15 protein-coding genes and 1 pseudogene are annotated in these 19,602 nt (G+C 39.6%); 3 read left to right on the forward strand and 13 right to left on the reverse strand.

The window, feature by feature from the left end; translation table 11 throughout:
- Positions 1–24: 24 nt before the first annotated feature.
- From trpA to C7J88_RS06390, 7 genes are read right to left on the reverse strand one after another with little or no spacing between them, the layout of a single operon-like run.
- On the reverse strand, positions 25–759 hold the full coding sequence (gene trpA, locus C7J88_RS06360) for a tryptophan synthase subunit alpha (protein WP_095117875.1): 735 nt from the start codon (positions 757–759) through the stop codon (positions 25–27).
- A complete protein-coding gene (gene trpB, locus C7J88_RS06365) occupies positions 752–1,969 on the reverse strand; it encodes a tryptophan synthase subunit beta (protein WP_095118155.1) in 1,218 nt (405 codons plus the stop codon). Before trpB ends, trpA begins: the two co-directional genes overlap by 8 nt.
- Positions 1,969–2,598 carry a phosphoribosylanthranilate isomerase gene (gene trpF / locus C7J88_RS06370; protein WP_095117878.1) on the reverse strand — a complete coding sequence of 210 codons (630 nt, stop codon included), beginning with the start codon at positions 2,596–2,598 and terminating at the stop codon, positions 1,969–1,971. The genes trpB and trpF overlap by 1 nt, the downstream gene beginning before the upstream one ends.
- Positions 2,599–3,381 carry an indole-3-glycerol phosphate synthase TrpC gene (gene trpC / locus C7J88_RS06375; RefSeq protein ID WP_095117880.1) on the reverse strand — a complete coding sequence of 261 codons (783 nt, stop codon included), beginning with the start codon at positions 3,379–3,381 and terminating at the stop codon, positions 2,599–2,601.
- Positions 3,378–4,382, reverse strand: a complete 1,005-nt coding sequence (gene trpD / locus C7J88_RS06380; protein WP_095117882.1) for an anthranilate phosphoribosyltransferase — start codon at positions 4,380–4,382, stop codon at positions 3,378–3,380. Before trpD ends, trpC begins: the two co-directional genes overlap by 4 nt.
- Positions 4,383–4,395: 13 nt before the next feature.
- The gene (locus C7J88_RS06385; protein WP_095117884.1) at positions 4,396–4,950 is read right to left on the reverse strand and encodes an anthranilate synthase component II; all 555 of its coding nucleotides are present in this window, start codon (positions 4,948–4,950) and stop codon (positions 4,396–4,398) included.
- Positions 4,947–6,350, reverse strand: coding sequence for an anthranilate synthase component I (locus tag C7J88_RS06390; RefSeq protein ID WP_095117886.1), 1,404 nt, complete (start codon positions 6,348–6,350; stop codon positions 4,947–4,949). The genes C7J88_RS06385 and C7J88_RS06390 overlap by 4 nt, the downstream gene beginning before the upstream one ends.
- A gap of 597 nt (positions 6,351–6,947) precedes the next feature.
- Here C7J88_RS06390 and C7J88_RS06395 point away from each other — a divergent pair.
- Positions 6,948–7,928, forward strand: coding sequence for a YeiH family protein (locus C7J88_RS06395; protein ID WP_095117888.1), 981 nt, complete (start codon positions 6,948–6,950; stop codon positions 7,926–7,928).
- Between the two features lie 115 nt (positions 7,929–8,043).
- Here C7J88_RS06395 and C7J88_RS06400 read toward each other — a convergent pair whose 3' ends face one another.
- Complete coding sequence (locus tag C7J88_RS06400; protein ID WP_095117890.1) at positions 8,044–12,183, reverse strand: Rib/alpha-like domain-containing protein; 4,140 nt, start codon at positions 12,181–12,183, stop codon at positions 8,044–8,046.
- 1,280 nt (positions 12,184–13,463) lie between these two features.
- A pseudogene (locus C7J88_RS10775) lies at positions 13,464–13,575 on the reverse strand (YSIRK-type signal peptide-containing protein); the annotation flags it as partial.
- A 451-nt stretch (positions 13,576–14,026) separates the two neighbouring features.
- On the opposite strand from C7J88_RS10775, the gene C7J88_RS06410 reads away from it, so the two are divergent.
- A complete protein-coding gene (locus C7J88_RS06410; RefSeq protein WP_095117894.1) occupies positions 14,027–14,773 on the forward strand; it encodes a sugar diacid recognition domain-containing protein in 747 nt (248 codons plus the stop codon).
- Between the two features lie 22 nt (positions 14,774–14,795).
- Complete coding sequence (locus tag C7J88_RS06415) at positions 14,796–15,197, forward strand: hypothetical protein (protein WP_095117896.1); 402 nt, start codon at positions 14,796–14,798, stop codon at positions 15,195–15,197.
- Positions 15,198–15,255: 58 nt separating this feature from the next.
- Here C7J88_RS06415 and C7J88_RS06420 read toward each other — a convergent pair whose 3' ends face one another.
- The 4 genes from C7J88_RS06420 to C7J88_RS06435 all read right to left on the reverse strand — a co-directional run bounded on the left by C7J88_RS06420 (position 15,256) and on the right by C7J88_RS06435 (position 19,138).
- Positions 15,256–15,642 carry an NUDIX domain-containing protein gene (locus C7J88_RS06420; protein ID WP_095117898.1) on the reverse strand — a complete coding sequence of 129 codons (387 nt, stop codon included), beginning with the start codon at positions 15,640–15,642 and terminating at the stop codon, positions 15,256–15,258.
- A 56-nt stretch (positions 15,643–15,698) separates the two neighbouring features.
- A complete protein-coding gene (locus tag C7J88_RS06425) occupies positions 15,699–16,856 on the reverse strand; it encodes an FAD/NAD(P)-binding protein (protein WP_229709439.1) in 1,158 nt (385 codons plus the stop codon).
- A 157-nt stretch (positions 16,857–17,013) separates the two neighbouring features.
- Positions 17,014–17,895, reverse strand: coding sequence for an SDR family oxidoreductase (locus tag C7J88_RS06430; RefSeq protein WP_095117902.1), 882 nt, complete (start codon positions 17,893–17,895; stop codon positions 17,014–17,016).
- A gap of 94 nt (positions 17,896–17,989) precedes the next feature.
- A complete protein-coding gene (locus C7J88_RS06435) occupies positions 17,990–19,138 on the reverse strand; it encodes a dicarboxylate/amino acid:cation symporter (RefSeq protein ID WP_106904259.1) in 1,149 nt (382 codons plus the stop codon).
- Positions 19,139–19,602: the final 464 nt, after the last annotated feature.

Genomic DNA, 19,602 nt, shown 5'->3' on the forward strand with positions numbered 1-19,602 from the left:
TCAAATCGAGGTCTCTTTTGTGCTCTATTGTATTTCATCCAATGCGTGACGAATACTCGACAAGTAACTTTCCGTATCCGTTCGTACTTCCGTCTCAAAACGACGTACAATTTCACTTCCAATAATAATACCATCTGCCAATGCCGCAAGTTGTTTGACTTGTTCTGGCGTCCGAATACCAAATCCTGTAAACACAGGAACCGAACTATTTTGTTGGATAAGCGCTAACTTTTCTTTCAGTTCAGGATGAAATTCTCCATTCTGCCCCGTTATCTGATTCATCGTCACAGTATAAATGAAGCCTTCCGCCTGACGTGCAATGGTCTCGATGCGTTCCGTATTCGCTGTCATTGCAATCAACGAAATCAACTTCACTTTACGCTTAGGGTAGCGTGATTTCATGTCGGCAATATACTCTGCCGGCATATCAGGAATGATGAGTCCATAGACACCAGCATCTTCTGCATCACGCATAAAGTTCGCTTCACCATATGCTTCAATGGTGTGCATATACGTCATCAACAAGTAATTCACTTGCAAGTTATGTTGTTCTGTCTTTAGTGTTTCTAAAATACGTTGTGCCGTCATACCTTGTTGAATCGCAAGCTGGCCAGCTGCCATAATGATCGGTCCATCTGCCACAGGATCTGAAAATGGAATGCCAATTTCTACAAAATCAGCGCCCGCTCTTTCTAATGTTTTCAAGTTTTCAACAAAATTTGAATCACCCATGATGTAAGCGACAAATTGTTTACGCATGCTTATTCGCCTCCTGTTCTTTCATATATGTTCGAATCGTCTCCATATCTTTATCACCACGTCCGGAAACCGTCACTACGATAATCTCTTCTTTAGACATTTGTGACGCAAGCTTTTCTACGTAACTTATTGCATGTGCACTTTCAATAGCTGGAATAATACCTTCCGCTTGAGAGAAGCGAATCAATGCTTGCATCGCTTCATCATCCGTTGCCGAAACATAATCCACACGTCCAATTTCATGATAATAGCTATGCTCAGGCCCAACTCCTGGATAATCTAATCCGGCTGAAATAGAGTGTGCCTGTGCAATTTGATGATTATCATCTTGAATAAGATACATTTTCGCACCATGCAACACGCCGACATCTCCACAGTTCAAAGCAAGTGCATGACGTCCTGTATCTGCACCTTCACCCGCTGCTTCAACACCATACAGCTTCACATCTTCATCTTCAATAAATGGATAGAACGTCCCAATCGCATTGGAACCACCACCAATACATGCTACAACTGCATCTGGCAAGCGTCCTTCTCGCTCTTGCACCGCTGTTTTAATCTCATCTCCAATGACACGTTGGAAGTCACGCACCATCGTTGGGAATGGATCAGGTCCTAACGCTGACCCTAATAAATAGTGCGTATCGTCCACATGTGCCACCCAATATTGAAGTGCTTTGTTCACCGCATCAGACAACGTTCCTTGCCCATCCGTGACAGAAACCACTTTTGCGCCAAGTAACTCCATACGAAAAACATTCAACTGCTGACGTTTAATATCTTCTTCTCCCATAAAAACGATCAGTTCCATATCAAATAGAGCAGCCACAGTCGCACTCGCCACACCGTGTTGACCGGCCCCTGTTTCAGCGACAAGCTTCTTCTTGCCCATTCGTCTTGCCAGCAATGCTTGTCCGAGTGCATTATTAATTTTATGTGCACCAGTATGATTCAAATCTTCACGTTTCAAATAAATCTTCGCACCACCCAATTGCTCGGTTAACGATGCAGCGTAAGTGAGCGGTGATTCACGTCCGACATATTCTTTTAAGTAGCGATAGTATTCCGCTTGAAATGTCTCATCCGCTTTTGCTGCTTCGTAAGCTTCTTTCAATTCTAAAATTGCTGGCATCAATGTTTCCGGGACATAACGCCCACCATAACGCCCGAAAAACCCTTGCTCATCTGCATGTAATTGTATTTTTGTCATCATAAACTGCCTCCTATTAACTGTTTAATCACAATCATTTTATCTTTTGATTTAAGTCCTTTTCGTTCACGTTCAATGCCACTAGCAATATCTATTCCATTCACGTGAGGTACTTGTTTAAGTAGTACGGGGAGTGTCTCTTGATTCAATCCACCTGCAATAACAATATCGTCCAACGAAAGATTTTGTAACACACGCCAATCAAATGGCGTACCTACACCCCCATATGCTTCTGACGGTGTGTCGATAATGACTCGATCTACAAATGGTGCAAACTGTGTAACTTGTTTTTGTAGTGTTTCCGTTCCGTGAATCGCTTTGAATATTTGTACGTTAGGACGTATTGTCCGCAAGTGTTTGATATATGCAATCGGTTCGTCACCATGCAGTTGAATCGTATTAATACGAGTGTCATCAATGAGTTGTTCTAACATGTGAAACGGCATATTAACTGTCACTGCCACGCGATCAATCGACTCTGGAATAGACATTGTTAATGCTTTAACCATTGCCAGATTAACGTAACGTGCACTTGGTGGATACATGACAAAACCAATCGCATTCACTCCACAAGCACATGCATCTTCTACATCTTGTAGTCGAGTAAACCCACAGTACTTTATGTACATTTAGTTCGCTCCCTTCATCACTTTCAAGCTACGCAGTGTTTCACCTACATCATCCGCCTTCATCAATGTTTCACCGACCAATATCCCTTCTGCACCAGCACGTGCCACTTGAGATACGTCATCTGCTGTGCGTATACCACTTTCTGAAATATAATGAATTCCCGATTGACGTGATATTAAAATATCTGCTGTATGTTTAACATCTGTCTTAAATGTTCTTAAATCTCTATTATTGACACCTACAAAAGTTGGCTGCACTTTCAAAGCCCTTGATAATTCTTCTCTATCATGCACTTCTACAAGTACCTCTAACCCCTTGCTTTGCGCATATTCATGAAGAGAAGCAAGTTCAGTATCAGATAAAATATTAACAATCAATAATACAATCGACGCACCCGCTTGATGAGCGACATCAATTTGTTGCTTATCTATCACGAAATCCTTACACAACACAGGTAATGACGTTTGTTGTGTCAATGTCACTAAGCGTTCAAAGCTCCCACCAAAATACTGTTCGTCTGTCAATATTGATATCGCTGATGCACCCGCTTCTGTATAAGCCGCTACTTGATCTTCCAAGTTTCGAGATGGGATATCTGATACCGATGGACTTTTCGACTTCACTTCAGCGATGACAGCAATCCGCTCATCCTGTGCAATCAATGATGCCAATGTCGTTTTATGAGTGACATCGACATGTGGTAACTGTTCTTGTAGCTTTTCATAATATCCGGACTCTAACAACTTCCTTTTGTATATAACAATGTCATCTAAGATCATCATACTGCTACACTCCTATTCTTCTCATACTGTTCATATGCATGCCCTTCATCAATCGTTTGACGTGCGAGAGTGACACCCGCTTCAATCGTTTCGACACGCTTTGCGGCGTACAGTGCTAAGCCTGCATTCAGCAATACCACATCTCGACGACACGACATGTCTTTTCCTTTTAAAATGCCTAATGTAATCTCTTTATTCTCTTCAGGTGTACCACCTACTAGTTCCGTATCTTCGGCATAACGTAACCCTACTTCATTTGCATTCAACGTGTATGTACGAATACCTGTATCTTGGTTTACTTCGACAATGACGTTATCTCCTGACAAAGTTGCTTCATCCATTCCATTGGCACCATGTACGACCAATGCACGTTGACGCCCAAGCTTATACAAGGTCTCAGCAATATCTTGCATTTTCGTTTTGTCATACACACCCATGACTTGATAATCAAGTGCAAAGGGATTAATAATCGGACCGAGTAAGTTAAACACAGTTGGCACCGGCAATTGCTGACGTACTGGTTGTAAATGACGCATAATAGGATATGTGTTCGTTGCATTTAGAAAAGCAAGATTAGTAGATGCAACTTGTTGCGACACATCTGTGACTTGTGTGATTGGAACGTCTAACGCTTGCAAAATATCGACACTCCCCGATTGTGACGTGACACTTTTATTGCCATGTTTAACAACCTTAGCCCCTGCCGCAGCGACTACAAAAGCGACTGTCGTCGAGATATTGAAACTATTCGAACCATCGCCCCCTGTTCCACAAACACAAATACTATCTGTTAAATGTGGTTGTTCAGGATACATCGTTCGAATCATCGCACGACTGAGATCATAAAGTTCATCCGCTGTCGCACCCTTCATCGTAAATGCAGTCAGTAATGCTAACTTTTCAGCGAGCTCTGTTGAGTCAGATAACAGTGTCGTTGTGAATTGCTCTATTTGACTTGTGTTTAATTGTTGGTGCTGTATTAAATCTTTAAGTAACGTCATTTTTTCGTTCCCCCTATTTCACCCTATTTATAAAGTTTGAGACAACCTTTGCAACATTCGGACTCGCAAATGACTCAGGATGATATTGCACGCCAAAGTGTGGATGGTTACGATGCTCAAAAGATTGGATGCTGTCACATGTTCGTCCCGTCACTATTAATGCATCAGGTAACGTTTCTTCCTGACAGATGAGTGAGTGATAACGCATAATATCGGAATATTCTGATATATCTTCGTATAGTATAGATGGTGCTTCAAATTTGAGCCGATCAATCTTACCATGAACGATGCGTTCACCGACATCCACTACACCACCATAATAATCATAGAGCGCTTGTGCCCCAAGACAAATCCCTAAAATAGGACAGTCATGATAGCAATCAATAATACGTCGCAATAAGTCATTGTCATTCGGATGTCCTGGCCCTGGTGACAATACGACAGCTGATGGTTCATAATCATAGATTTTGGGGTCATCGGGATACACGATGACTACTTCGTCATGCTTCCTTAACAAATCAACTAAGTTATATGTAAACGAGTCATAGTTATCAATCATCAGTATCATAGTTCCACCTCCAATAAACTTTTGGCTTTTAAGCGTGTTTCTTCAAGCTCTTTTTCTGGAATCGAATCATACACAACACCACATCCCGCTTCAACATGGACATCTGTGTCATCAATAACCATCGTGCGAATCGCTAATGCCAAGTCGAGATCATGATTACAGTTAATGTAACCTACACCACCACTATATACACCACGTCGAATAGGTTGTTGTTCATAAATGCGTTGAATGGCTCGCAGCTTTGGTGCACCGGATACAGTGCCTGTCGGTAGTAGACTAGCGATGACATCAATCGGCGAATAATCTTGTGGTAAACGTCCTGTCACTTCACTGACGATGTGCATGACATGTTCATACCGTTCAATTGTCATCAATTGTGGTATTTTGAGTGAACCCGGTTCTGCAATTCTTAAAATATCGTTACGTCCAAGATCGACAAGCATCCGATGTTCACTCAATTCTTTTTCATCAGTCAGTAACGTATCCGCAAGCTGCTCATCTTCTCGCACATCTTGTCCACGACGTATCGTGCCTGCAATCGGATTCGTCAACACTTCCAATCCATTCACCTTCACAAAGCTTTCTGGAGAACTTCCCACCAATATATCTTCTCCCATATTCACATAAAATAAATACGGGCTCGGATTGTTACGCTTTAATCTTTGAAACAATCGGAAAGTCAACTGATCACGTTGATCACCAAAATGATGTGTATAGCGATAAATACGGGATGGTACCGCTTGGAACATATCTCCTTGACAAATATAGCGTTTAAAGTCTGCCACATATTGTTTAAAAGTCTCATCATCCACAGAAGTTTTAATCTCTTTGTCCGACAATATTTTGGGTAATGGCGGCTCGAATAACGCTATATTGTCAAACTCCGCAATCATTTTTTCAACACGCTGTTCCAGCACTTCTGTTCCAATACCTGAAAACAAGTTCGTCGCAATAACATACACACTTTCTTTAAAATGATCAAAAACATACACTTGTTCCACCATATAAAGTTGCGCATCTGAGCTGGAACCTTCTATCGGGTATTGTTGTAACACGGGATAAGCATGGCGTACAAAGTCAAAACTAAACGTTCCCATATAACCCGATATAAATGGCAATGATGCCAATTGTTCGTCTTCCAGTGATACCTTCTGTTGTGCCACACGTTCTTTCAACGCTTGAAATGGATTCTGTTCAACCACTTCTGTGCGTTGTGGCGTCTTAATCGTCAATGCACTATCAGTCAAAATCATCTCACCATACACATCGAATGCAAGAATTGAAAATCGCCCTTTCGTTTGTTTCGTCGTCGCACTCTCAAACAAAATTTTATGCTGCTTATGTCGAGCCAATGTTTCTGGATTAACAGGTGCATCCATGACGCGATAACATATTTCCATCTCTATCATTCCTTCCCATTACAAAATAAAAACCGCATGTCACATCCTAAAAAAGGACGTTTACACGCGGTACCACCTCTCTTGATAGCCTACATTCAGCTATCCACTCATACAGTTATTTAGTTGGCTGCTTATAGACAAACCCATTTCATCATTAGCTGGTGTGAACTCACATCACCCGTTCACTTTCTGACACTACCAAGACTAAAGACTACTTCCTTTATCCTCACAGAATTGTTCATTACAAATTAAAAACACCACAGAAAACGCATTGCTAAGGACGCGTTACCGTGGTGCCACCTTAATTAACATGATTCACATGTTCTCTTTAACATCATTCTTTTGTCTTCAACGATTGCCCAATTCATCTTTGTCGTGTACTAACTTGCATCACCCGTTAGTTTTCTATATGCTACACGCTACAAACACTACTTATCAATCGCATTAATTTTTTGATAATTCATACTATACAGTCGTTTTATATACATGTCAACACTTTTTAGTGAAATCATTCCTTCTATTGACTGTCTTTGGTCTATTGCACAACCGAATAGAGATGCTTATACTTGAGCTAACATATCAAAAAGGAGTCTTTCTATGACATACATTAAAGGATTACTGCTCACTGTCGTCATTGCATTGATTGCGACTGTTATGGGGATGTCCTTTCCTATTATAGGTAGTGCCGTCTTCGCAATTGTACTAGGGATGATTATCAACAATATCATCAACTTACCTGATTCATTCCGGCCAGGTATCCAATACAGCAGTAAAAAAGTGTTACATTATAGTATTATCGCACTTGGTTTTACGTTAAGCTTTCATGCTATCGGTACCATTGGTTTAAAATCTTTACCGATATTAATGATTACTTTATTGTTCTGTCTTATCGCAAGTATTCTGTTGATAAAACTATTAAAAATTGAATCCTCACTCGGTATTTTAATTGGTGTTGGTACATCTATCTGTGGCGGTTCTGCAATTGCTGCAACAAGCCCTGTCATCAAGGCAAGAGAAGAAGTCATCGCATTGAGCTTATCAACCGTCTTTCTATTCAATTTGCTCGGTGTCATCATCTTCCCACCGCTCGGTCATCTCTTTCATATGAGCCAAGAAACATTCGGATTTTTTGCAGGGACAGCCATTAATGATACATCCAGTGTTGTCGCAGCAAGTGCTGTATACGGTCCTAAAGCATTAGAAGTTGCAACAATTGTGAAACTGACACGCACATTATTTATCATTCCGATCACACTAGGCCTTGCACTTTGGGTGGCCAAACAACAATCGGCCACACAACATTCCAAACAACCTTGGTATCGTGCGATTCCTAAGTTTATTCTGTGGTTTTTAGTCGCTGCGTTGATCAGTTCTATCTTTCACTTCTCAGATTCTATCATCGCCATATTCCGACAACTCGCACACTTCTTAATCACAATCGCACTGGCAGGTGTTGGCTTAACTGTCAAATTTCGACATTTCAAACAAGCTGGCTTCAAACCTGTATTATTCGGCCTTCTCTTATGGATCAGCCTAACAATTGTTAGCTTAATTATCTTAAATTCTATGTTACCTTAAATGAAGAACACCCTCATGACATTTCATCATGAGGGTGTTCTTCATAGTTTTTTCCACAAAAGAAAAGAACTCGAGTAAAATACTCGAGTCCTTCTCCTAAACGAAAGATCGTTTATTATTTTTCTTCATTTTCCTTACGGCGTCTGCCAAGTAAGAATAATGAACCAAGTGCAGCGATTAAGCTACCGAACAATGGCGCATTTGTTGATTCGTTACCTGTTTCAGGTAATTCTTTCATTTCTTTGCCTTTATTGTTCATATCTTTAGATGTTTTCATGTCATCTTTCATTCCAGGCATTGCATCCATGTCTTTCATGTTGTTATCCATGTTACCCATGTCGTCCATGTCTTTACCGTTTTGATCCATATCAGCCATACCGTTATCTGTCATACCTTCAACGATAACTTCTGTTGGTTCTGATGTGTTACCAGCTTCATCTGTTGCTGTTACGATAAGTTTGTCACCTGGTTTGATTTCTGTACCTTCTGGTACGTTCACTGTCCATTTACCATCTTTATCTACTGTTGCTGTTCCTTCTTTTCCGTTAGGGAATTTAACAGTGATTGTTGATCCTGGTTCACCTGTTCCTGTTACAGTTTTGTCTCCAGCTTTCACTGGGTCTACTGTTGGCGCTTCTGGTGCTTCCATATCTTTTTCAGTATCTGGTACTTTTACTTTTGTAACGTCTGATGTGTTGCCAGCTTCGTCTGTTGCTGTTACATCTAATTCGTCACCTGGTTTGATTTCTGTACCTTCTGGTACGTCCACTGTCCATTTACCATTTTCATCTACTGTTGCTGTTCCTTCTTCTCCATTAGGGAATTTAACAGTGATTGTTGATCCTGGTTCACCTGTTCCTGTTACAGTTTTGTCTCCAGCTTTTACTGGGTCTACTGTTGGCGCTTCTGGTGCTTCCATATCTTTTTCAGTATCTGGTACTTTTACTTTTGTAACGTCTGATGTGTTGCCAGCTTCGTCTGTTGCTGTTACATCTAATTCGTCACCTGGTTTGATTTCTGTACCTTCTGGTACGTCCACTGTCCATTTACCATTTTCATCTACTGTTGCTGTTCCTTCTTCTCCGTTAGGGAATTTAACAGTGATTGTTGATCCTGGTTCACCTGTTCCTGTTACAGTTTTGTCTCCAGCTTTCACTGGGTCTACTGTTGGCGCATCTGGTGCTTCCATATCTTTTTCAGTATCTGGTACTTTTACTTTTGTAACGTCTGATGTGTTGCCAGCTTCGTCTGTTGCTGTTACATCTAATTCGTCACCTGGTTTAATTTCTGTACCTTCTGGTACGTCCACTGTCCATTTACCATTTTCATCTACTGTTGCTGTTCCTTCTTCTCCGTTAGGGAATTTAACAGTGATTGTTGATCCTGGTTCACCTGTTCCTGTTACAGTTTTGTCTCCAGCTTCTACTGGGTCTACTGTTGGCGCTTCTGGTGCTTTTGTATCTTGTACGCTCACTGGTACATCTACTGTTTCTTTTGATCCATCTGGGTATGTTACTTCTACTTTACCTGTGTAGTCTCCAGGTGTATCTGTATCGATTGTACCTTCTGGTGTTACATCTTTAACAGTTGTACCTTTTGGTAACTCAGTTAAATCTACGTTGTCTGTTAAGTCAACTTCTCCACCTTGTTCCACTTCTTCAGGTGTTACTGTTGGATCATTTTTATCAGCGTCAGTTAACTTATCTTTAACTGTTACTGGTACATCTACTGTTTCTTTTGATCCGTCTGGATATGTTACTTCTACTTTACCTGTGTAGTCTCCAGTTTTGTCTGTATTAACATCGCCTTCTGGTGTTACATCTTCAACTTTTGTATCTTTTGGCAAATCAGTTAAATCTACATTGTCTGTTAAGTCAACTGCTCCACCTTTTTCTACTACTTCAGGTGTTACTGTTGGATCATTTTTATCAGCGTCAGTTAACTTATCTTTAACTGTTACTGGTACATCTACTGTTTCTTTTGATCCATCTGGGTATGTTACTTCCACTTTACCTGTGTAGTCTCCAGTTTTGTCTGTATTAACGTCACCTTCTGGTGTTACATCTTCAACTTTTGTACCTTCTGGTAAGTCAGTTAAATCTACGTTGTCTGTTAAGTCTACTGTTCCACCTTTTTCTACTACTTCAGGTGTTACTACTGGATCATTTTCATCTGCTTGTGATGGTTTTACCGTTACTGGTACATCTACTGTTTCTTTTGATCCATCTGGATATGTTACTTCTACTTTACCTGTGTAGTCTCCAGGTGTATCTGTATCGATTGTACCTTTTGGTGTTACATCTTCAACTTTTGTATCTTTTGGTAAATCAGTGAGATCTACGTTGTCTGTTAAGTCAACTTCTCCACCTTTTACTACTTCTTCAGGCGTTACAGTTGGATCATTTTTATCAGCATCTGTTAATTTTTCTTTAACTGTTACTGGTACATCTACTGTTTCTTTTGATCCATCTGGGTATGTTACTTCTACTTTACCTGTGTAGTCTCCAGGTTTATTTGTATCAATTGTTCCAGCTGGTGTTACATCTTTAACTGTTGTACCTTCTGGTAACTTAGTTAAATCTACGTTGTCTGTTAAGTCTACTGTTCCACCTTTTTCCACTACTTCTGGCGTTACAGTTGGATCATTTTCATCTGCTTGTGATGATTTTACTGTTACTGGTACGTCTACAACATCTTTTGATCCATCTGGATATGTTACTTCTACTTTACCTGTGTAGTCTCCAGTTTTGTCTGTATTAACATCACCTTCTGGTGTTACATCTTTAACTGTTGTACCTTCTGGTAACTTAGTTAAATCTACGTTGTCTGTTAAGTCTACTGTTCCACCTTTTACTACTTCTTCAGGTTTTGCAGTTGGGTCATACTTGTCAGCTTGTGATGTTACAGTGAATTTCGCTTTAACTGTTTCAGTTGTACCATCTTCATAAGTTACAACAACTGGTACTGTGATTGTTTTACCAATGTCATCTGCTGATGGTTTGAATGTGATTTCACCTGTTTTTGGATCTACTGTTACACCTTCAGGAACGTCAGTTGCATTAGGATCAAGAATGAATGGTGCTTCTGATGATAATGGAACATCACCTGTTGCAACTTCTTCACCATTTTTGTCAGTGAATGTTGGTGTTACTTTCGCTTCTTCTTCTGCTGCAACTGTTGTATCTTCATAAGCTGGTTCGTTGATAATATTGTCATCAACAACTGCTGTAAATGAGTCTACTGCTAACGCATCAGATAAGTTAGATGTAGATTGATTTGGTTGGAAGATTGCTGATGTGTATGTTGCGTTCTTCTCTAAGTCTGCTGGTACTGTGATAGGTACTGAACCGATTGTACCGTCAACGTTAGATGTTTTCGTCACTGGGTCACCAATTGGCTCACCGTCTTTAAACCATTGAATTTGGTATTCACGTGATGGTAATAAACCACCTGATTTAGATTGAACTTCATCACCAGGAATCGCAAATTTTTTATCAGAATCATAATCTAAAACATCGTGCATTGGTTGTGGTGCTAATGCTGCGAAGTTTTGGTTGCTTCCGTTAGCAGATGTCAACATTTGTGCATCATGAATATCACGGCCTGCATCTGCCGTTGTGAACATGTTGTTTTGGTAGTTATTACTCCAAATTGCATAGTCATCGATAAGTGCAGTTACATACATATAGTCAGAGTTAATATGACGGTGTCTTTGACCGAGTGTACCATTCCACTGCATCAAACTACTATGGTTTACATCTGCATCTGCTACTACCTTACCGTATTCTTCATCAGTCGTTTTGCTACCTTGTCGATCTGCACTCACACCATATAACCCTTTGAATGGGATATAGTATGAACCATCTGCTTCAACTGTACCTACTACTGTTTCAGCGATGTGAGAACCTTGACCATTTTCCGCTTGGTAAGCATTCACGATTTCTTGTTGTGCTGCTTTGAAGTCTTCAACAGTGTAACCTTTGTTTGCTTCTTTCCATGCATCGAATTGACGTGTAACTTCATCATTTACGTATGAAGCAACCACCTTCACACCTGTTGCGTTCACATCATACGAGTCTTTTTTCCACGCACGCGCATCTGAACCACTTGGATCGCCTGTTTCATACCATACGTTACCTGAAATCTTACCGTAAGCTCCTTCATTAGGCCATACGCCATCTGAAGTTGGTGCAGTTGTCCATTGATCTTCAGGTTTCATTAACCAGTCGTTTTGACGTGGAATTTCTTGAACCATTACTTGACCGTTAACGATACGGTTGATTCCTGCTGTGAAGTCCCAAGATTCATTCGTACGGCTTGTACGTGTGTGGAAACCATATTTTTGGTCACCATGTTTAATAACATTGTATTTTGACGGGTCTGGATTTTCTACCCAAGTTCTTACTGCGAATTTAGCATCTCCTGCTAATTGGAATTCATGCTCTACTCCAGCTGGATCTGTTAGTTTTTAACTTAAATCAAATACGTAAGAACCGTCTGGGTTTGTTGTTGTGTAATAAACTGGTGATACAAAACCTTTACCGTTTACCCATTGTAAGTAAACTTTCGCATTTGCTAATGGTTCTTTATCATTGAAACTACTGATGTTTCCTTCTCTGTAAACCCATGCTTTACCTGCATAGCTTTGTTTTTGTCCTTCTGTACCAGGTGCATAGATTGCGCCAGTTTGTGCGTCTTTTTGTAATTGACTGTCTTGCGCACGTGTTGAAGTGGCAACTGTATCGTCTGCTGCACGTGTTGCAGTAGGTACTGAACGTAACATTGTTGCTGCTACTGGTTCTTCAGTTACAACATCTTCATTTGTTAATGCTGTTTCTTCACGCACTGCTGCTAATGTACCGTCAACATTGTATTTATTTTGCTCATTAGCTAAATAGTCAACAATTGCTTGTTGCAATGCTTCAGGTGTTACTTCTGTTAAGTTTGCATTTAAGTTACTTGCAATTTTGTTCGCTTCTTCTGTTGAGATGTTCTTCTCAGTTGCTAAATAATCTGCTGCTGTTGTTTCATCTTGAACAGTTTCGATGTCTGTTGCAGGTACTTCCGCAGGTGTGTTAGAAGGTGTTTCTGGTGTTGTTTCCGTAGCTGTTGTAGCTGGAGTCGTTTCTGCTGGTGCGACTGCTTCTGTTGTTGCTGCTGGCGTTTCAACTGGATCCGCTGCTTTCACTTCATTAGCTGGTTTAACAGGTGTTGCGCTTGTTGCTTCCTCTGTTGTCGCTTCTTCTGTTGTTGTTTCTTCAACAGGTGCTGTTTCTTCAGTAGCTTCTTCTTCTACTGCTGGTGTATCAGCTGCTTCTTCTGTTGCCGCTTCTTCTGTTGTTGTTTCTTCGGCAGGTGCTGTTTCTTCAGTAGTTGTTTCTTCAGTAGTTGTTTCTTCTGCTACTGGTGCGTCAGCTTCTGTTGCAGTTGCTTCATCTAAAGATGCTTCTTCATCTGTTGTAGATGCTGCTTCTGTTGTTTTCCCATCTAATTCTTCAGCTTGTGCATCATTATATGCGCCGAATACAAGCGTTGCCCCTACTAAGATTGAGGCTGTACCAACTGTGAATTTACGAATCGAGTATTTGTTTTGCTTATTAGGCAAAAAGTCGAAACGCGTTGAACTTTTTGATTTTTTGTTAGCCATTTCATTACTCCCTTAACAATATATATATAATTTTTCCACTCAATATATCTTATATTTTAAGTTACATTGAGCACTACAATTAAAATTCTAACATATTATTTTTAAACTAATTATGCTTTATCTCATTATTTTTCTTTTAGAATTGAAAATATTGATATTTTTTTGTGATTTATTTAACAAAAAATTGCGCCATGAGTGCATTTCAGCACTTTACTTTAACGTGCTAAATCATCGTTATATTTGTTCATATGCACAAGTCAAAATGACAAAATATAATTAATATTTATATTAAGTTTGTTGTGTGTTATAAATTGGGTATATAAAATGTATGGTCGTATGGCATCAGACATTCATAGATAGCGCAGGCATCTAGTAAATGCAACATCACAATACATCATGTGCAAAAAGACAATCATAGCGATAACTAATTTCTAGAGGGAGCTAGCTTGTAATGGTAAACCAACATTGGGCACAAAAAGTAGTAAAAAAAGTAGCAACAATTATTAAAAGGAACGTACAAGTCACAAATCAAAGCGGGCAAATTATTGCGACATCTAACTCTAAAAGACTAGGTGAAATTCATAGTGCAGCGCTGCATTCTATCGAGCGTCATCTACCGATTGAGATTGAAGAACAAGATCTTAACTTTTGGAAGGTGAAAGCACCGGGCATTATTTTGCCTTTTGAATATAATGAAAAAACATATGGTGCACTTATTATCTCAGGTCCACCCGAAGAAGTTAGAGAGTTCTCTCATATTCTTAAAATTACGGCAGAGTTTATTATCGAGCAAGAATTCGAGCGTTCTCACCGCTTAAAAAATGAGATGTCTCGAACACAAACACTTTCTAACCTTCTATTCAATCGTGATCATTCTGTACATAGTTACAATCGCAAACAAATTGTGGAAGCACTCGGTTTGAACAGTAGATTAGCTGTTGCGACTATCTCTATTCATAGCACGAGCAAGTCAAAAATCAGTGCATTAAAAAGTGTTTTGAGCAATTGGCAACTACACGATGATGATTTACTCGAACTGACACCACAGGAACTCATCTTCATCTTCAAAGCCAATACCCATCGTGGTAATACGCAAGAAGAACTTAAACATTTCATACAAAATGCGAATGTTAATATACTGTTAGGTTCATCACCTCACAGTATATTTCCTATGATGAATATCCTTTTTTCGTTATAATACGATTATTAGGAGCGATCATATGAAAAAATTAAACGAATTCTTTTATGAGTTATTTGACCGACTTGGACAACACCTGATGCATACGATATTTGTCATCGGTGGCATACTTCTCATTTTATTTTTAGCGCTGGGAACAGTCATTCCCGAACTGAATCGTACAATCTACGAAGGTAAAATCATCGAGAAATATACTAAGAATCATGCGATGACGACTGGCACATCACATTATATTGTTGTTCAACATGGACAAACAAAAACAACCATTGAAAATACTGATATTTTGTTGCATGCAAAATTTAACAGTAAAGACATTCATCAGTCGTTACGAGAAGGCCAAAAAGTAAAAGTATACACGGTTGGATTTGACTTTCCACAATTTGGTGTACACCCAAACTTATACCGAATCGATAAACAACCTTAACAATTCAATGACTGATATGAAACACCCATCATCTGGTTTTCATATCAGTCATTATTTTTTACTCTGATTCAAACTTTTCAATCCACCGACAAACTGCTGGTGCAATTCTGACTGGATCAGACATTTCTACCCAACCCATGTTCGTAATCTCTGCATCTATCTGAACAGTGGACCAATCGATTGGTTTATTGGAGCGAAAGCCATTCAGTTCTGTTAGTTGACCTTCTTGTGGGTATGCAGGCCCTTCAACCGTTCCGATATACTCGAGTTGATCTTCGGTTAATTCTAGTTGCAACTCTTCTTTCAATTCACGAACAAGCGCTGCTTTATGCGACTCGCCTTGTTCTATTTTGCCACCTGGAAAGTACCATTTCTCTCTATTTCGTACTTGAACTAATCGCAAGCAGTTTTCTTTTCTCTCTACTAAGCATACACAACGAATCATCTCGTTATCCCCTCCATTTAATGACTACGTCCTTGTATTAGGATAACATATCGAAATTACATCGCTTTTTTCAACGCAGCTTGTTCTTTTACAAATACTTCACCAATGCGTTGTGCTGCCATACGTCCACCCATAATGTTGCGTGCAAAGGGGCCCAACTCTAAATCAGCCAACATACCTGACACATAGAGATTATCTACCCACTCAAGAGACGTAGTGAGCACAGGATAGCCTGACACCATCTGCGCATCTTTACGCTGTATAATTGACTGAATCAGTGGTTGTTGCATTAAATCCATTTTGAATCCAGTTGCCAAGTAGATACCATCGTAATCAACTGATTCATGTTCTGTATAAATCTTATGATGCGCAACTTTTGTGATAGGTGTTTCATGTATGATAAGATTGCCCGCTTCTTGTGCATGCATCAACTTCATATACATCTCTTTTGGCATTGAACCTTTATGTCGTTCGTTGCAGTTAATTTCCGCACGCTTTGCCAAATCTTTTTCACACTGAAAGCCGCGCATATTTTTAGGGCCTAACCAGCCTGGATCAGCATCAAAATCAAAAACTTCTAATTGTTTCTTCACCCATAAATGAATCGGTTCACTGCGTTCTTCACCTAATAATTTGATGACTAAATGCGCAGCAGAAATGCCGCTACCGATTACGTGGGAAGCATGCGTATGTATATCTATTTCTTTTTGGTGAATATGTTGGACATCCGGTTGTTCTGCATACATGTCAGGAACATTCGGTGTACGATGTGTCCCCATCGCCAATACAACGTGACGTGCTTGTAGTAACTGTCCATTTTCAAGTGTGACTTCCCAATGGTTATCCTTTTGTTCAATATCTATTGCATCTTGTTGAATATGTGTATCTTCTAATGAATATGTCTCTATCCACTGCTCCGTATGATCAAAAAACATATCCAATCGTGGCCGTTGATACTGTCCAATCATTGCCTGCGCATATTGATGATGCTTCGCAAACTTTTTTAGATCAAACGGCTCTGGATGACAATGATGTACAAGTGGAGATCTCAAATAAGGCATGCTGAGTCTTGAAGTCTGCATTTTAAAGTTGCCCATTAATTTCTCATGTGAATCGACAAGTGCCAGTTGTTCAACAGGAAGCCCTAAATAACGTAATTGCAACCCGATTGTTGTCGCATGAACACCTCCACCGATAATTAGCCATTCATACATAATAGTCGCCTCCGTACAAATCGTAATAATTACGTTTTATAATAATAAAGATAGCTAGAGAATACAAGTAAGAACATGAGAGAAATTTTCCACTAAAAAAGCCACTTACCGATGATTCAGTAAATGGCTCTTTATCGAATTCTTTATCGTTGTATAACTAAACGATCGGTGCACCGCCTGTAATACCGTACACTTGACCTGTAATGAAGCTACCACCTTCAGATGCAAGTAATACATAAATATCCGCTAACTCAACAGGTTGTCCTGCACGTTGTAACGGTTGGTTTTTACCAAAGTTAGGAATTTTTTCTTGTGGTTGTCCGCCTGAAATTTGTAGTGGTGTCCAGACAGGTCCTGGCGCAACAGCATTGACTCGAATCCCTTTAGGCCCTAACTGCGCAGCCAATCCTTTCGCCAACGATACATTACAAGATTTTGTCATCGCATAGTCCAATAATTGTGGGCTTGGTTTCACTGCTTGAATAGATGACGTTAAGATAATGCTCGCACCCGCTTCGAGATAATTTAACGCTTCTTGAATTGAATATACAGTTGAAAATACGTTCACTTCGAATGTATCTGTTAGCTGTTTTGGATCCAACTTTTGAATGTCAAACTCAAACTGTTGCATCCCAGCATTGAGTACTAAAATATCCAGACCGCCCAATTGTTCGTGGGCATCTTTCACCATTTGTCGTGCATAGTCTGCATCACGCAAGTCTCCTGGTAACAAGACTGCTTTTCTTCCTGCTGCTTCAATGATTTCTTTCACATCTTCTGCGTCTACTTGTTCATCGGGATGATATGCAATCGCAACATCTGCTCCTTCTCTTGCATAAGCAATAGCTGCCGCACGACCGATGCCCGAGTCGCCACCTGTCACAAGTGCTTTCTTACCAACTAACTTTTCGGCACCACGGTAAGATGTTTCACCACAGTCTGGAACTGGTGTCATTTCACGTTGAATACCTGGGTAAGGTTGGGGTTGTTTTTCATACGTATCATGGAAATATTGTGTTAATGGATTTTGGCTAGACATATTTAAAACCTCTCTTCTCTTCCTATAATGTTCTCCTTAAAAGTAGCAAAAAAACTCAGAAAAGCAAAACATGTTGCCCTTCTGAGTTCAGTGGTTATTCTGTATACTTTTTACCTAAACGATCTACAATCGCTGAGATTGCACCATCACCTGTTACGTTCGTTGCTGTACCAAAGCTATCTTGCGCCATATACAACGCAATCATCAAGCCAATGGCCGCTTCGTTAAATCCTAAGATTGAACCTAAAATACCACTTGCTGCCATTACAGATCCACCCGGAACACCTGGCGCTGCAATCATGATGACACCAAGCATAAAGATGAATCCAATCATTGTTGGCACACTTACTAATGATAGACTTGGTAAAACAATCATCGCTGCAACTGAGCAACTCACTAATGTAATTGTAGAACCTGATAAGTGAATTGTTGCAAGCAATGGAACACTGAAGTCTGCAACAGCCGGTGTTACATCGTTCTTTTTCGCTTGTTTCAATGTGACTGGAATTGTAGCCGCACTACTCATCGTACCTAATGCTGTGAAGTAAGATGGTAACATCGTTTTAAGCAATGTAATTGGACTTTTCTTGTTCAATACACCTGCAATCACATAGAGTACTGTTAACCATACCCAATGCATCACAATCGCAATAATCAATACAATACCAAATACTTTTAAGATGCTGACAACTGTTCCTTGTGCTGTCATTTCCGCAAAGATTGTCGCAATGTAGAATGGTAAGAATGGAATAATAATTTTTTCAATTAATACTTCTACGATACGTTGACCTTCATCGATTAATTTAATCATCGTGAATGCTTCAACTTTGTGCGCAATAATACCGAATGCAAACGCTGTAATCAATGCTGTCAATACACCCATTAACGGATCGAATTCAAAAGAAAAGAATGGTGCAATCTCAGGTGCTTCCCCAGGCACTTTACCATTTGATGCAATCACTGGCATCAAATTATAAGAAACAGTTAATGCCATTAAACCTGCTAAAATTGTTGATGTATAAGCGACACCTACTGTCATACCAACAAGTTTTCCTGAACCTTTGCCAAGTGATGTAATACCAGAAGCAATGAAGAAAAAGATAATCAACGGAATCATGTAATTGATGATTTGCCCGAAGACGCCCTTCACTGTTACAAGTACTTTATTGAGAATGTCGACATCTAACATCCCTAGTAAAATACCTGCTATAATCCCTAATAATAACTTTCCAATTAGTTTCATCGGTCTGTCCCCTCCATAACACTATAATCGAATCAAAACTCTCCCCTAATATGAGCGCTTTCATTATATATTGCATTAATTAGTTTGAAAAATCAATATATTTTTTAAAATAATTTTATGATACTTTATTTTTAGTCTCAGTTTAAGATCACTTTTATTACATATCACCTTTTTAGAATGAAACTACTATTATATAGAAGTATACGTTATGTTATAAATCCTTCTTTTGTTTGTGATAGATCCTATGTTGGATACGCTGGGAGTGGGACAGAAATCTTTATTACTATAAAAGATTTCGTCGTCCCACCCCGGCAAGGGTGACTAGAAGTGAAAAAAGTTTTCAAAAACGCATTTTCACTTCAGACACCTACTGCCACTATACTTATATCTATATTCAAAAGGAAGGAACCGAGCACTATGTCTCAGCCCCGTACTATGTATTCATAAAAGTTGCCTTAGCTGTT

Origin of the sequence: Staphylococcus muscae (genome assembly GCF_003019275.1) — a bacterium.
GTDB classification, from domain to species: Bacteria; Bacillota; Bacilli; order Staphylococcales; family Staphylococcaceae; genus Staphylococcus; species Staphylococcus muscae.

Bases quoted from the DNA above. Each gene is read 5' to 3' on its own strand.
- trpA (WP_095117875.1), bottom strand. From the start codon at position 759: ATGCGTAAACAATTTGTCGCTTACATCATGGGTGATTCAAATTTTGTT.
- trpB (WP_095118155.1), bottom strand. From the start codon at position 1,969: ATGACAAAAATACAATTACATGCAGATGAGCAAGGGTTTTTCGGGCGT.
- trpF (WP_095117878.1), bottom strand. From the start codon at position 2,598: ATGTACATAAAGTACTGTGGGTTTACTCGACTACAAGATGTAGAAGAT.
- trpC (WP_095117880.1), bottom strand. From the start codon at position 3,381: ATGATGATCTTAGATGACATTGTTATATACAAAAGGAAGTTGTTAGAG.
- trpD (WP_095117882.1), bottom strand. From the start codon at position 4,382: ATGACGTTACTTAAAGATTTAATACAGCACCAACAATTAAACACAAGT.
- C7J88_RS06385 (WP_095117884.1), bottom strand. From the start codon at position 4,950: ATGATACTGATGATTGATAACTATGACTCGTTTACATATAACTTAGTT.
- C7J88_RS06390 (WP_095117886.1), bottom strand. From the start codon at position 6,350: ATGGAAATATGTTATCGCGTCATGGATGCACCTGTTAATCCAGAAACA.
- C7J88_RS06395 (WP_095117888.1), top strand. From the start codon at position 6,948: ATGACATACATTAAAGGATTACTGCTCACTGTCGTCATTGCATTGATT.
- C7J88_RS06400 (WP_095117890.1), bottom strand. From the start codon at position 12,183: ATGGTTCAAGAAATTCCACGTCAAAACGACTGGTTAATGAAACCTGAA.
- C7J88_RS06410 (WP_095117894.1), top strand. From the start codon at position 14,027: ATGGTAAACCAACATTGGGCACAAAAAGTAGTAAAAAAAGTAGCAACA.
- C7J88_RS06415 (WP_095117896.1), top strand. From the start codon at position 14,796: ATGAAAAAATTAAACGAATTCTTTTATGAGTTATTTGACCGACTTGGA.
- C7J88_RS06420 (WP_095117898.1), bottom strand. From the start codon at position 15,642: ATGATTCGTTGTGTATGCTTAGTAGAGAGAAAAGAAAACTGCTTGCGA.
- C7J88_RS06425 (WP_229709439.1), bottom strand. From the start codon at position 16,856: ATGTATGAATGGCTAATTATCGGTGGAGGTGTTCATGCGACAACAATC.
- C7J88_RS06430 (WP_095117902.1), bottom strand. From the start codon at position 17,895: ATGTCTAGCCAAAATCCATTAACACAATATTTCCATGATACGTATGAA.
- C7J88_RS06435 (WP_106904259.1), bottom strand. From the start codon at position 19,138: ATGAAACTAATTGGAAAGTTATTATTAGGGATTATAGCAGGTATTTTA.